Source organism: Porphyromonas uenonis 60-3 (assembly GCF_000174775.1).
GTDB lineage: Bacteria > Bacteroidota > Bacteroidia > Bacteroidales > Porphyromonadaceae > Porphyromonas > Porphyromonas uenonis_A.
In genome coordinates, this window is record NZ_ACLR01000088.1 from 41,430 (window position 1) to 54,557 (window position 13,128).

At 51.8% G+C, this 13,128-nt stretch carries 13 protein-coding genes; 1 reads left to right on the forward strand and 12 read right to left on the reverse strand.

Annotated elements, in window-relative coordinates; all coding sequences use genetic code 11:
* Positions 1 to 4: 4 nt before the first annotated feature.
* From PORUE0001_RS02425 to PORUE0001_RS02480, 12 genes are all read right to left on the reverse strand, one after another.
* The gene (locus tag PORUE0001_RS02425) at positions 5 to 1,156 is read right to left on the reverse strand and encodes a glycosyltransferase (protein ID WP_007364899.1); all 1,152 of its coding nucleotides are present in this window, start codon (positions 1,154 to 1,156) and stop codon (positions 5 to 7) included.
* A 15-nt stretch (positions 1,157 to 1,171) separates the two neighbouring features.
* Positions 1,172 to 1,672: an RNA-binding S4 domain-containing protein gene (locus tag PORUE0001_RS02430; RefSeq protein ID WP_007364888.1), complete on the reverse strand. Its 501-nt coding sequence runs from the start codon at positions 1,670 to 1,672 to the stop codon at positions 1,172 to 1,174.
* A gap of 7 nt (positions 1,673 to 1,679) precedes the next feature.
* Positions 1,680 to 2,240, reverse strand: coding sequence for an aminoacyl-tRNA hydrolase (gene pth / locus PORUE0001_RS02435; RefSeq protein ID WP_007364891.1), 561 nt, complete (start codon positions 2,238 to 2,240; stop codon positions 1,680 to 1,682).
* Between the two features lie 56 nt (positions 2,241 to 2,296).
* Positions 2,297 to 3,016 (reverse strand): C40 family peptidase, encoded by a 720-nt coding sequence (locus PORUE0001_RS02440; protein WP_007364906.1) that lies wholly within the window; start codon positions 3,014 to 3,016, stop codon positions 2,297 to 2,299.
* 754 nt (positions 3,017 to 3,770) lie between these two features.
* Entirely contained in the window at positions 3,771 to 5,450 is a 1,680-nt protein-coding gene (locus tag PORUE0001_RS02445) for a hypothetical protein (protein WP_007364900.1), read from the reverse strand.
* Positions 5,451 to 5,542: 92 nt separating this feature from the next.
* Entirely contained in the window at positions 5,543 to 6,658 is a 1,116-nt protein-coding gene (locus PORUE0001_RS02450; protein WP_007364913.1) for an ABC transporter permease, read from the reverse strand.
* A 17-nt stretch (positions 6,659 to 6,675) separates the two neighbouring features.
* Positions 6,676 to 7,812 (reverse strand): ABC transporter permease, encoded by a 1,137-nt coding sequence (locus PORUE0001_RS02455; protein WP_007364893.1) that lies wholly within the window; start codon positions 7,810 to 7,812, stop codon positions 6,676 to 6,678.
* Between the two features lie 114 nt (positions 7,813 to 7,926).
* Positions 7,927 to 8,484, reverse strand: coding sequence for a DJ-1 family glyoxalase III (locus PORUE0001_RS02460; RefSeq protein WP_232501399.1), 558 nt, complete (start codon positions 8,482 to 8,484; stop codon positions 7,927 to 7,929).
* Between the two features lie 60 nt (positions 8,485 to 8,544).
* The gene (locus PORUE0001_RS02465) at positions 8,545 to 9,330 is read right to left on the reverse strand and encodes an energy transducer TonB (protein ID WP_007364851.1); all 786 of its coding nucleotides are present in this window, start codon (positions 9,328 to 9,330) and stop codon (positions 8,545 to 8,547) included.
* On the reverse strand, positions 9,323 to 9,772 hold the full coding sequence (locus tag PORUE0001_RS02470) for an ExbD/TolR family protein (RefSeq protein ID WP_007364874.1): 450 nt from the start codon (positions 9,770 to 9,772) through the stop codon (positions 9,323 to 9,325). The genes PORUE0001_RS02465 and PORUE0001_RS02470 overlap by 8 nt, the downstream gene beginning before the upstream one ends.
* A 32-nt stretch (positions 9,773 to 9,804) precedes the next feature.
* Positions 9,805 to 10,479 (reverse strand): MotA/TolQ/ExbB proton channel family protein, encoded by a 675-nt coding sequence (locus PORUE0001_RS02475; protein WP_007364864.1) that lies wholly within the window; start codon positions 10,477 to 10,479, stop codon positions 9,805 to 9,807.
* A gap of 23 nt (positions 10,480 to 10,502) precedes the next feature.
* Positions 10,503 to 11,231 (reverse strand): pyridoxine 5'-phosphate synthase, encoded by a 729-nt coding sequence (locus PORUE0001_RS02480; protein ID WP_007364866.1) that lies wholly within the window; start codon positions 11,229 to 11,231, stop codon positions 10,503 to 10,505.
* A 418-nt stretch (positions 11,232 to 11,649) separates the two neighbouring features.
* On the opposite strand from PORUE0001_RS02480, the gene PORUE0001_RS02485 reads away from it, so the two are divergent.
* On the forward strand, positions 11,650 to 12,864 hold the full coding sequence (locus tag PORUE0001_RS02485; RefSeq protein ID WP_007364898.1) for a porin: 1,215 nt from the start codon (positions 11,650 to 11,652) through the stop codon (positions 12,862 to 12,864).
* Positions 12,865 to 13,128: the final 264 nt, after the last annotated feature.

A 13,128-nucleotide genomic window follows, 5' to 3' on the forward strand; every position in this document is an offset into this window, starting at 1 on the left:
CTACTTACTTATAGCGCTCAGCGATCAAACTGTCTAGATAGCCATCTAGCTGCGACATATATTGGTCGAAGGTGTAGGGCAGTAGCGAATGCCTCGTGGCTCCATCTCGGCGCTCCCCTATCAATCTATAGAGATGCCGCAAAGCTCGTGCTATATCCTCCTTATCTAGCGGGTTCAGTCTATAACCCTCCCGCTCAGAGCGAATGAGTGTGCAGGAGCCGGCCACCTCGCTCACCGCTACGGGTATGCCAAGAACGAGCGCCTCGGCGACCGTCGCACCAAAAGGTTCGTACGTACTAGGCAGTATCAGCGCATCCCCGAGGCCGTAGTGCGCATAGAGGTCACTCCCCTGCTGCTTTCCTGCGAAGGTAACCCGCTCCTCTAGCGATAGCGTCGTAGCTTGTTGGCGTAGCTCCGCATCCAGCGGTCCATCGCCCACCATCAGTAGTTGAAGGTCTAGATCTTCGTCAATAACTATTCTAAAAGCCTCTAGGAGGCGTGGCAAGTTCTTCACCTTGTCAAGTCGCCCCACGTAGAGGATCACCGCCCGCCCGTCAGGGATAGCGTAGCGAGAGCGCAGTGCTGCGGTCTCTGCCTGCGCTAGAGCCACCTGTCGCTGCAAGTATTGCTCATCTTGGACGATCGGTAGGTAGTGCCACTTCGATAACTCCCCACGGTACCTATCTCGGTACAGATCTTTCGCCTGCTCGTTGCAGAGTATCACCCCATCAATGCGATCTAGCATCCATCGCTTTGGCGAGAAAGATGAACCCCGCAATGTCTCCTCAGCCATGATCAAGTTGTCATCGCACATAGAGACCAGCCGTGGTAGGGGACGTGCGGAGAGTCCACGCAGTAGGTAGAGCATCCCTGTCAGGAGATTGAACTCGCTACAGAGGATCAGATCATACGGCTTGCGCAAGATGCGTAGTAGCTCGGGGCGCAGATTGGGTAGGAGACGACTCCCAGGGGCTAATAGCTTATAGTCAAACTGTATGCGCCCGCCTTGCAGTGAGAGGTTGAAGTCTTGCTCCAACGGCTGACCATACTCCAGGTATAGCTCGGTGTCATACCGCTTCGTCAGGTGAGAGAAGAGGTCTATCCGATAGGGAGCCAGCGCTCTGTGGATGATCAGTATGCGAGGCGTGTGCTGCATCTTGTCCTAAGGTGCTTACCAGTTGTCCCAGTCGAGGAGATCTGATGAGGGATTGTCTTGCTCCTCATCATAGTCGAGAGACTCATCATAGTCTAGAGGCTCATCGCTCCAATCCTCTAGGGGCGCTGTCTCGACGACAGGCGCTTGAAGAAATTGCTCTAGATCACGTCGCTCACGCTTGGTTGGTCTGCCAAGCCCTTGGGCACGATCCACATAACCCGACATGCGCTTGAGCTCCAGTAGCTCATATTGCTCAGGTGGCGTCACATTAAGGATATACTCGGGGACGAGTTTGGCACCCATACGGTTGGCTGTGGTCTGTAGCACCTTAAAGGATAGCGTCACTGGAGGCTTGCGCACCGATATGATGTCGCCCATCATGACCATCTTAGCGGGCTTGGCGGTCACATCATTGATCGCCACCCTACCCTTCCGACAGGCATCCTGCGCTATGGAGCGCGTCTTGAAGAGACGCACCGCCCAGAGGAAGCTGTCGATCCGTACAGGTCTGCTCATGGCTTGACTAGTTAAAGCTATTCATCGTCCGCTCCACACCTACTAGGCAGAAGCTCTGAATCATCTCATCGGTACGCTCTAGGAGCCGCGGCATGTCCGCCAGCTCCCCCTCGGGAAACTGCGCCAAGACATACTCTATCTGCTTACCTCTCGGGTAGTCATGCCCTATACCAAAGCGTAGTCGTGGATAGCGATCCGTGCCGAGTAGTTCGGTGATATGCTTCAGACCATTGTGTCCGCCTGCACTACCGCCAGGCTTCATACGAAGCGTGCCGAAGGGAAGTGCCAAGTCATCGAGACAGATAAGGATGTTTTCTATCGGCACCTTCAACTCCCTCATCCAGTAGCGCACAGCTGTGCCACTAAGGTTCATATAAGTGGATGGCTTGAGGAGCGTCAGCTGGACATTCTTAATGCGTCCCGAGGCTATCTCCCCATGGCGAGCTGTAGACCAGGTCCATCCCTGCTGGTCAGCAAGGTGACTCACCATACGAAAGCCTATGTTGTGTCTCGTGCCACGATACTCCTCCGTAGGATTACCGAGCCCGACGATTAGATATTGATTCATATTGCGATAGATATCAATGAGCGCGAGACCGCATCGCCCAGTCTCTCATAGGGATCCTATCTGTGCCACTGTATAGGACCACCTACAGATATCTCTGGTAGGAGGTTCTCTCGGTCTATCTCTACAGGATTGACCTTGTTATTGTTATTAGGCGCAATAGGCGAGAGCTTCGGCTCGGGCACCATCAGCGTACCCTTCTCGATCAAATCATTCATCTCAGGCACACGCCCAGCGCTCAGATAGCGACTAGAGAAGTATGCGCTACGTCCGAGACGCTCTATGACGATACCACGACTATTGGTACTGTGCATCATGACGGGGTCGCCATCGACAATGTCAATGACCATCGCCACATGTCCTACACGACCGCTACCACGATTACGTCCCTTGAAGAAGAGCAAGTCTCCTGGCAGTATCTCTTCCCTCTTGATCTTCTTGACATATCCAGCCTGCGTAGCAGAGCCACGTGGCACCGTGATGCCATATCGTGAGTAGACGTATGATACGAAGCCCGAGCAGTCCATTCGCCAGGGCAGATTACCTCTATAGCCGTACGGCTTGCCTAGTAGTTCCTTGCCTGTGTCGATCAAGTCAGCGACCAATTCTTCGTGAGCCGTCTGAGCCTTGCTCCCCACCACACGCTGTATGGGAGGACGCTTCAGTATAGGGCGCTTAGAGGTCATACCGCTGGGGCTCTTGGCTGCACATTGACTTAGGAGCAATGCGAGCAGGAAGGTGCTTAGGAGCAGTCTGATAGATCTAGGTTTATAACTCATCCAGTATGTCGTTGTAGCTACGGATAGCTGTACATTCGGGACAAAGGTACTAATTTCTCTCAGCAAAAACAAATGACCCGTTACCGACCGCCTACAAAAGCCCACGAGTAGTCCCGTCTAATTTCGACTTCTACCGAGGAAATCGGAAATCTCCAGCGAGGAAACGAAAATTCTCCACGGAGCCGGGAAATAAAAGTTCGGAAGAATGAAATGAAACTTCGGAAGAAGCAAATCAAAGTTCGGAAGAATTTTTTTATTCCTCCGTGGAGGATTTTCGTTTTCTACCGAGGCAATTTTGATTTCCTCGGAGGTGTGGTGTCAGGGTCCTCGAAGAGCGTCGGAGTGCCTTGAGACGAGTAACGGCTGTAGGGACGCTCGGTCGAGCGTCCGTTCCCGTTAAAACCACGACGCTGTAACTTTTGATACAACAGATGCTGTCTCTTTTGACACAACGGACGCACGACCGTGCGTCCCTACAACCGTTACACGTCTTGTCGTTCGGGGACGGACGCTCGACCGAGCGTCCCTATACAGGGTTACTCGGCTAATTCTGACTTCTACCGAAGAATCGGCAAGCTCCACAATGCGAATAAAAATTCTCCATGGAACCGAGAAATAAAAGTTCGGAAGAATTTGTTAGTTCCTCCGTAGAAAACGAAAAGGCACCACCGAGGAATCCTTCGATTGCCTCAATGGTGCCCTTTAGAGAGCTAATGCCTATTAGTGCGACTAGCACCATAGGCGGTGAGATATATTACCTCTTGACAAACTTGTAGGTGGTGTCTCCTAGCTGTACGATGTAGACACCCTGTGGTAGGTAGCCTAAGTAGATAGAGCCGTCCTCCTGGTCGTACACTTCACTCAGGAGCTCCTCTCCAGAGGCTGCATAGACTCTGAGTAGGGTAGCGGGAGTATCCTCAGCAAGACGTGCGTAGAGACGCTGATCTGCTGCATTGTAGTAGATAGCTGTCTCAGCCGTAGAGAGTTGTGTCACGGAGACGGTACTTCTACCAGGGTATGGCTGTGGATCACCAGCATTACCATTCATGAGCACCCAGCCCTTGTCGGTAGCAACCTTTACTTGTCTATCGGTGATACCGTTTTTCTCTTCGCCCTCTGCTATGTCAATGGCGATGAATCGACCAGCTGCAAGGAAGTTCGCATCTAGTAGCTCAAACTTAGGGATAGACTCTACAATCACCTGCATAGCTGGCTCAGCGATTTCATTGACGGATATGTCAGTATACTGAAGCTCCTTACAAGCTGAGAAGTCTAGCTTGGTAAGTTTGTTTTCAAAGGCGATGAAGTCTCGCAGTAGGGGAGTCTTCGTCAGGTCTAGCTCTGTAAGCTCATTCCTCTCGCAGTAGAGTTTCTTTATCATAGGATTGTGCGAGAGATCTACCTTCTTAAATCCACAACTAGCCATATTGATATACTCCAGCTTGGTGTTCTTTGAGAAGTCTGGATCGACGGTAAGGTTTGTTTTCTTGATCGTAAGCATCTTTAGCTCGGGAAGAGTAGAGAGGAAGTCAAGCGAGGAGAGCTTCTTGTTATTATTGAGATTCAGCTCCTCTAGTAGAGGATTCTTTGATAGATCTAGTGTAGTCAGCTTATTACCTCCGAGGTGTAGCTGCTTGAGCTTGGGGTTGTGAGATACGTCTATTGACTTCAGACCTATTAGGTCAGCCTTAAATACCTCTAGATTGGGTAGCATAGAGAGATCTACGGTCTTGAGATCATAATTCTGACTGCACTGTATGAGGGTAAGCTCGGGACACTTAGAGAGGTCTAGTGAGGTAAGCGCCATCTTTTCACCATGGAATACCTTTAGCTTAGGGTTGTGTGTTAGATCTACTGAGCTGATTTTATTACCGCTGAGTACAACCACCTCAAGCTCTGGTAGATTAGAGAGATCTATCGCCTTGAGCATACAATTCTGCACACCAAGCTCTTTGAGCTTAGGACTCTTTGAGAGGTCTAGCTCCTTAATCACAGTTGAGTAGCAAAAGAGCTTCTCAAGATTAGGTTGGCCAGTTACATCAAGCTGCGTGATACCTGTCTGGTAGCACCATAGCTCCTCAAGTGTATTGATCTCTCCAAGATCAATAGAGGTGAGGGCTGTCTTATTGAGATTGAGATAAGTAATCGGACCGTAGATAGTTGCCTTGGTCAGATCCTTTGGGAGGTCGATAGCCCTCTTTTCGTCTCCCTTTTGGATCTTCTCGTTGTCTTGACACTGACCGTCACCATTGAGGTCTATCCAGCAACCGTCTGTAGGAGCGAGGACATGTATAACCAGAGAGGCGTTTTCGTCATCAGTGATGAAGGTGAGATTGATGCTGGGCTCCATGAGCGGTGCCTGAGCCTTCGTCTGTGTAGCTACTCCTAGCAGAGTCATAGCGAGGAGTAGAAGTAAAGTGTAGTTTTTCTTCATATGATTATAGTGTGTGGTGAATAGTCTTCGGATTAGAACTAACCTCTCCAAAGATACAAAAATAAATTGGAATAGAGACTGTTAGCTGAGAGCTAGGCGCGCTTGCGGTAGGTGAGGATGGCGGCGGTGGCGTTGACCACGGCAAAGACGGAGAGCGCCGTCAGCTCGCGCCACAGCTCGGTGAAGGCTACTGGCTTGAGGTAGTAGGTGCGCATCAAGATACTGTAGTGCGTGAAGGGATGCGACACGGCTAGGGCACGTGCCCACGACGGCATTCCCTCGATCGGTGTGAAGAGCCCTCCGAGCAGGATGAAGAACATCAAGACGAAGAAGAAGGAGAACATCGCCTGCTGCTGTGTATGCGCAAAGTTGGTGATAAAGAGTCCCAGCCCACTCATAGCGAGGACGTAGAGCATGGTGCCGACAATCATCATCCCGACATTGCCTTGGGGCCACAAGCCGTACAGCAGTCTGACGATCGGGTGCGCTAGGAAGACCATAAATATTGATATGACGATATAGGGGAGCGCCTTGGAGAGCATGAAGATGAGCGGGTGGATCGGCGTGACGTTCATCTGCTCGATGGTGCCGACCTCCTTCTCCTGCACCATATTAAGCGCTGGGAGGATGAATGCGGTCATCGTAATGAGCATGGCGACGAGACCTGGGATGATGTAGTTCTTGTAGTTTATCTGAGGATTGTAGCGATTGACCTCGACGATGCGGATCGGTATGGTGGCTAGCTCCTCTATTCCCGTTGATTCGTTGAGCTGAGTGACGAATTGCTGTACAATCTGCTGCGTATAGCCCCCTGCGACGGCACCTTTTGTAGCGTTAAAGGCGTTGATCCTTGCCTCGATCTGAGACTTTTGATAGCGCATGAGATGTTCCTCAAAGCGGGGCGGGATGGTGATGATGAGATCCGCCTGACCGTCCTCTATGAGTTTCATACCTTCCTGAAGGGTGGGGGGAAGCTTTCCCTGCCAAGCATTGACAAAGTAACCTGAGCTGAAGAACTGCTCTTGCAATCTCTGCGACAGCGACGTGTGATCGTGGTCGATGACGACGGTCTGGAGGTTCTTGATATCCGTAGTCGTGGCAAAGGGGAGGAGCATCAAGACGACGATAGGGTACATGACGACCATCCCGAGTAGCAACCTATTGCGGAGGAGGTTGTATATCTCTTTGCGTATGAGAGCTAGTAGCATAGGATATCAGGGAGGGTTTACTCTAGTTTCTTCTTAAAGTTGAGCAGAGCTAGGATGACTAGCACGACGCTCATGCCGGTCATGATGAGGGCTTCCCAAAGGATTGAAGACCAGCCGAGCCCTTGTATCATCAGTTTCTTGACCGCTATGGAGTACCAAGTGGCGGGGATGGCTCGTGCGAAGTATTGTAGCAGTATCGGCATGCTTTCGATTGGGAAGAACATGCCCGAGAGCATCGCCACGGGGAGGAGTAGTCCGGCACCGCTGATGAGCATGGCGGCGGTTTGATTGTCCGTGATGGTGCTGATGAGCATACCGAGGAGGAGCGACACGAGGATGAAGAGGAGCGACACGAAGAAGATAGCGCTCACTGACCCTAGCAGTGGCACCCCTAGCACGAAGCGTGACAAGAGTAAGATGGTGACCACGTTGAAGATGCTCAGCGTGAAGTAGGGAACGGTCTTGGAGAGCAGGATGGTGATCGGATTGACGGGAGAGGTGAGTAGGACCTCCATAGAGCCAAACTCTTTCTCCCGAACAATTGAGACGGAGGTCATCAAGGCGCAGATGATCATCAGAACCAAGCTCATGACGCCTGGTACAAAGTAGTAGGGCGCCCGCATCTCGGGGTTGTAAAGTAGCGTCGTAAAGGTCTCTATCTGGTAAGGTCTTCGCTCTGCCATGCGCATAGCTATGAGCGCACCAAACTGCTCGAGGTACTGCTGCACGGTCGTGTAGATGATCCCCTGTATCTGCGCACTGATGAGCGCTGAGGTATTGGGATCGCTGGCATCCAGGCGGAGCTGGACCGTAGGCTCGGTGCCTGCGAGTAGCTCTTTGTCTATGTCGTTCGGAAGGACGACAATGACGTGCGCTGCGCCTGTGCGTAGCGCTTCGTCCATATCTTTGTGCGGTGTGATCAAGCTGACGGAGCCTACCGCATCGCTCTCGTCAAGATGCGTGAAGAGGCTCTCGACAAAGGGGGTGCGCGTCGGGGTCGCCACGACCACATCGATCTGCTTCACCTCGGAGGTGAGCGCAAAGCCGAAGGCTAGCACCAAGACGATGGGCATGCCTATCAAGAGCATCAGCGTGAGCGGATCCCTGAAGATGTGGATGAACTCCTTGCGGACGAACTTGAAGAAGACGCGCATGATGACTTAGAAGTTTGAGATTAGAGATTAGAAATTAGAGATTAGAAGTTAGAGTGGTGGAGAGTCTCTTAGTCATTGCCTTAGTTCTAACTTCTAACCTCTAATTTCTAATCTCTAAAGGCTATAGAGAAAGCCCGCAGCGACCTGCTCGGCGGTCTTACGACCTGCTACTTCCTCGAGTAGTCTGAAGGCAAAGGGTAGCGCCAGCGCTGGACCACGTCCCGTGATAATGTGGCCGCACACCTCTACGTCGGCACCAGTCAAGACGAAGCCTGGCACCTGCTCCTCACAGCCTGGATAGCAGGTCGCACGCATCTTGCCATCGCCTATGCCAGCCGCACCTAGTACGCGTGGAGAAGCGCAGATAGCAGCGATCGTACCGCCAGCCTCGTGCTGACGACGTATCAACTCAAGCAGAGGCTCACACTCGTTGAGCTTGGTCAGTCCGCCAGGTAGTGCGATAGCCTTGGGAAGCGCTCCGCTCTGTAGCTCTTCAAGTAGCATATCCGCTTGGATAGTTACGTCATGTGAACCTTTTACGGCGAGAGAACCTGTTATAGATACGGTGGTAACGGGTTGATTGCCACGTCTTAGTACGTCAACGATGGCGAGCGCCTCAACCTCTTCGAAGCCTTCCGCGAGGAAGACTAGTATATTGTTCATGTTACTCATACTGTTTGTTCTAAAAGTTCCTAGATAAATAAGAGTTTCTTGTCAAGATTGCTCAGGAAGCTAACCCTTGACATCAAAGTGATAGGTGATTGTCCCCTTTTGGTCAGGGACTCCTCCCACAGCGTTAAAGCGAGTCTTACGAGCCGCCTGAAGAGCTGCCGAGCGAAGCTTGCTATCGACCACGTTGGTACCACGCAAGCGCACCTCAGCGTTGGTCACCTGTCCAGCAGCATTGACCGTAATCTCGACAACAACCGTACCACGTATGTCGGGGACTCGTGTCGGCATGACAGGACGTCCGCCATTGCCCACGATCGAGCGACCGTCCAGCGACCATCCAGCCGAGGAGCCCGCCTTTCCCTTGTCAGCGACACCACTACCCGCATCACTCTTGCCCGTGCCAGACTCAGAGCCAGTCGGCTTCTTGCGGTCAAATAGTCCAGCCACCTTATTATCCACCTCACGCTTGGAAGGGGTTGCTGGCTTCTGTACAGGCTTTGGTGTCTCCTTGGTCGTTGTGGAGCGGACAGGCGTAGGCGTAGGACGTGGCGTAGGCGTAGCCTCAGGCGCTTTGGGTGCTTGTTGCTGCGGAGGTGTAGGCTGTGCGCTCTCAGAGGTGGCAGAGGCTGGACGAGCCGAGGTCGATGCTGCGACCAGGTCACCCTGCTGCTCGATCTTGTCGCCAAAGTCTGGATCTACGCCGACGGAGATCCATATCTCCTTGTCTCTCGTACGCTCTTGCTTAGAGATACCCATACTGAGCCAAAAGAGCAAGCCCACGACGAGTAGATGTAGCAGTAAGGCTACACCTCCAGCGATCCATCTATCATAGCGCACCTTAGACATCTGTCTCCGTACTGTTATCTTGTAAAGCTTCCGTTGCCAAGATCATACGAAGCCCAGCGGTAGCCGAGGCGTTGAGTACCTTAACGATCTCACCATACGACACCGATTTGTCAGCGTAGAGGACTACGTAGGGATCCTCCTCCTCGTCGTGCGCAGCACCTATCTCGTAGAGTCTAGCCTCCAGCTCCTCGACAGGTAGTAGCGTCGTCTCAGGCGCACTCTCTGTGGATATGTAGTAGTAGCCCTCCGCATCAATTGTGACGCGCGCCACAGGCTCTTGCGTTGTGGCGGTAGACTGCGAGGAGGGTAGGTTCACCTTGATCGCATTGGGTACCACCAGCGTGCTGACCACCATAAAGAAGATCAGTAGCAGGAAGATGACATCGGTCATCGATGCCATGCTAAATACAGATATATGCTTACTGCGTCTCTTGATACTCATGAGCTTAGCATTAAGGGGTGTAGCACGATCGCTTACAGTTCGTTGATTACGTCCATAAAGTCTAGCGTATTAGCCTCTAGACGATTGACGATGCGGTTGATCTGTCCGACCAAATAGTTGTAGAGGAAGAGCGTCACGATACCGACGATCAGACCGCCCACCGTTGTGACCAGCGCTTGGTAGATACCGCTCGAGAGGAGCGATACATCGATACCGCCAGGTGCATTAGCTAGGTCAAAGAAAGCCTGTACCATACCAGTCACCGTACCGAGGAAACCAATCATCGGAGCCCCTGCAGCGATCGTCGCTAGCAGTGGTAGTCCACGCTCGAGACGTCCTACCTCGTAGGAGCCTACGTTTTCGATAGCGGGGAGTACCTCAGAGGCAGGTTGACCGAGACGCTTGAGTCCCTTTTCGATCATGTGTGCCTCGGGGGTATTCTTCTCTTTGCACAGGGCTATCGCACTATCCTTGCGCCCCATCTGTAGATAGTCCTTGATGCGTGCGATAAGGGAGTCGTCAGGACGATTGACCTTGCGCAGCTCGATATACTTAGCTACAAAAACGTAGATAGCAACGAGCGAGAGGAGCAGGAGGACGATCATAATCCATCCACCCGCGCACGCCAGCTCCCATAGAGACATCGTAGCGGGTTCGGTAGCTGTCTGATCGGCTACTGTATTGGCAATCTGAAGTATAGGATACATAAGTGATTCTTGCAAAGGTATATTTATGAGTTAGAGTGAGCCTGTTTGAGATACTGTGCGATGGTCTCCTCGAGGCCTAGGTAAAGGGCATCGCTGATGAGTGCATGTCCTATGGAAACTTCATCTAGTGGTGTCACATGCTGAACGAAGTAGGCAAGATTGTCACGATTTAGGTCGTGCCCCGCATTGACTCCTAGACCAACACGCTGAGCCACCCGAGCCGCCTCTGCAAAGGGAGCGACGATCACCTTCGGATCGCCACTCTGCGCCATCTGCGACGCGTAAGGCTCCGTGTATAGCTCCACACGATCAGCGCCAATCTCAGCAGCAGCCTCGATGTGTCGTGGGTCGGTCCCGACGAAGAGCGAGACACGTATGCCCGCCTGCTTCAGACGCTCAACGATCGGCTTGAGGAGGTCACGACAATCAGCCACGGCCCAGCCACTATCGGAGGTGAGCGCGTCAGGCTTGTCTGGTACAAGCGTCACCTGCTCAGGACGTACCGAGCAGACGAGATCGAGGAAGGAATCGGAGGGGTAGCCCTCGATGTTGAACTCTGTGGTGACCACCTCCCTAAGGTCTCTCACATCTTGATAAGTGATATGCCGCTCGTCAGGTCTTGGGTGTACTGTGATCCCCTCGGCACCAAACTCCTGACAGCGTCTTGCTGCCAGTACCACATTGGGCGTGTCACCGCCACGAGCATTGCGGAGGGTCGCTATCTTGTTAATATTAACGCTTAGTCTCGTCATCTATAATGTTCGTCTACATTTTCAATGCTACAAATATATAGCTTTCTGACGAAATGGTCAGTATTAAGGCTGTTTGTAGCCACTTATACATCTCCGCTGATTGCAATTTCTACCGAGGAAATCGAAAATCTCCACGGAGCAAATGAAAATTCTCCACGGAGCCGGGAAATAAAAGTTCGGAAGAATGAAATGAAACTTCGGAAGAAAGATTTCAAAGTTCCGAAGAATTTTTTTGTTCCTCCGTGGAGATTCGGCAATTTCCACCGAGGAATTGCTCGATTTCCTTGATAGTACCATAAATGAAGCCGTCCTATACGATCGTCACCCCAGCAGTCTATAGCAGTTAATATGATTAACTTTGCACTGATTTCACTTTAACCTCTAATTTTCTAATCTCTAATCTCTAACTTCTAGACTTATGACTTCTACAATGCAACGGAGACTCATCTCTCTACTCGCTCTCGTCCTACTCCTCAGTAGTACGACTACTTACGCTCAGGAGCAGGTACGCTTTACCTTCACAGGCTTCGTGCAGGCTATAGCGCAGTATGGCTCCGAGAGCGACTACATCAGGGTCGGTAACATCACGGCTCCTCACGATCAGCCCACCACGAGGATGGGCATACGTCGTGGACGACTCGCTGCCATCGCTACCTATGGAGACCTCGCAGCTAGACTTGAGGTCAACGCTACAGAGCAAAAGATCTCTATCTTCAACGTCTATGCCGAGTACAAGCCTCATTGGGCTGAGGGAGCTTTCGTCAAGGGAGGACTGATGACGCCAAGCTTTGGCTATGAGCTACCTTACAGCTCTAGTAAGCGTGCTGCCTTCGAGCGGTCTCACTATATGGGCGATCTATTCCCTGGGGATATTGATATGGGACTAGCGATGGGATACAACGGCACTCTAGATCAGAGCAAGCGGTGGCGACTGGAGTCAACTCTATCTATCCTATCGGGCAATGTGGACAAGGGAATGAATAAAAATCTCCCTAACCTAGCTCTACGCCTAGCTCTGACAGAGCAGGGCAATAACCACGCTATCAGCTTCGGGCTCTCGGGATATGCGGGCACTATGCCTACACCTGGTGGATACTACGCCTTTGACAAGGGGACGGCTACCCTTAAGAAAGATCGCATGCTACGTACCTACGGGGGAGCCTTCCTCACGAGTACGATAAAGCATCAAGGCGGACAACTGATGCTCACGACTGAGGGGATCATGGGTCTACAGCCTGGATGGCAACATGCGAACTTAGCGGTGGGTGCGAAGGCTAATCCTACACCTGGCAATGATCTCTTCATACAGCGCCCCTTCATCGCTGGCATGGCACAGATCGTGGAGCGTATCAAGCCTGTGGACCTAGAGCTCTTCGGTCGGTACGCCTACTATGACCGCAATAGACACTTTGACCCAAAGGCTGTGCAGGATGTCAAGCTGGGTCAACTGTCAGCTCGTACTGAGGGACGCTCACATCAGCTTTCGACTGGGGTCAACTATTTCCTCCAGGAGGATCACCTGCGCCTGTCGCTGCAATACGACTGCTTCCTACGTCAGCAGATCGAGCAGCAGGCATTGGTCGCTGCTAAGCCACTACACATGGTGACCGTGGGAGCGCAGTACAAGTTCTAGTCACGCTCTCGACAGCCCATATATCATCATCTATATATGATATCTGTATAGCTTATTATCTATATATCCTCATGATGATGATGGTACGTCAAATCTGTTCATAACTCCCGCTGTGCAGGGGTTAATGACGCTAACATCTGAACTCCTCTAGCTGGCTCTGCTGGCTACTTAGAGGATATAAAAGAGCGAGACGATCGTGAGCAGTTACGGTCGTCTCGCTCTTTATCTGTACCTGTTCATAACTTGATCAAAACTGGTTGATAA

Bases quoted from the DNA above. Each gene is read 5' to 3' on its own strand.
- PORUE0001_RS02425 (WP_007364899.1), bottom strand. From the start codon at position 1,156: ATGCAGCACACGCCTCGCATACTGATCATCCACAGAGCGCTGGCTCCC.
- PORUE0001_RS02430 (WP_007364888.1), bottom strand. From the start codon at position 1,672: ATGAGCAGACCTGTACGGATCGACAGCTTCCTCTGGGCGGTGCGTCTC.
- pth (WP_007364891.1), bottom strand. From the start codon at position 2,240: ATGAATCAATATCTAATCGTCGGGCTCGGTAATCCTACGGAGGAGTAT.
- PORUE0001_RS02440 (WP_007364906.1), bottom strand. From the start codon at position 3,016: ATGAGTTATAAACCTAGATCTATCAGACTGCTCCTAAGCACCTTCCTG.
- PORUE0001_RS02445 (WP_007364900.1), bottom strand. From the start codon at position 5,450: ATGAAGAAAAACTACACTTTACTTCTACTCCTCGCTATGACTCTGCTA.
- PORUE0001_RS02450 (WP_007364913.1), bottom strand. From the start codon at position 6,658: ATGCTACTAGCTCTCATACGCAAAGAGATATACAACCTCCTCCGCAAT.
- PORUE0001_RS02455 (WP_007364893.1), bottom strand. From the start codon at position 7,812: ATGCGCGTCTTCTTCAAGTTCGTCCGCAAGGAGTTCATCCACATCTTC.
- PORUE0001_RS02460 (WP_232501399.1), bottom strand. From the start codon at position 8,484: ATGAGTAACATGAACAATATACTAGTCTTCCTCGCGGAAGGCTTCGAA.
- PORUE0001_RS02465 (WP_007364851.1), bottom strand. From the start codon at position 9,330: ATGTCTAAGGTGCGCTATGATAGATGGATCGCTGGAGGTGTAGCCTTA.
- PORUE0001_RS02470 (WP_007364874.1), bottom strand. From the start codon at position 9,772: ATGAGTATCAAGAGACGCAGTAAGCATATATCTGTATTTAGCATGGCA.
- PORUE0001_RS02475 (WP_007364864.1), bottom strand. From the start codon at position 10,479: ATGTATCCTATACTTCAGATTGCCAATACAGTAGCCGATCAGACAGCT.
- PORUE0001_RS02480 (WP_007364866.1), bottom strand. From the start codon at position 11,231: ATGACGAGACTAAGCGTTAATATTAACAAGATAGCGACCCTCCGCAAT.
- PORUE0001_RS02485 (WP_007364898.1), top strand. From the start codon at position 11,650: ATGACTTCTACAATGCAACGGAGACTCATCTCTCTACTCGCTCTCGTC.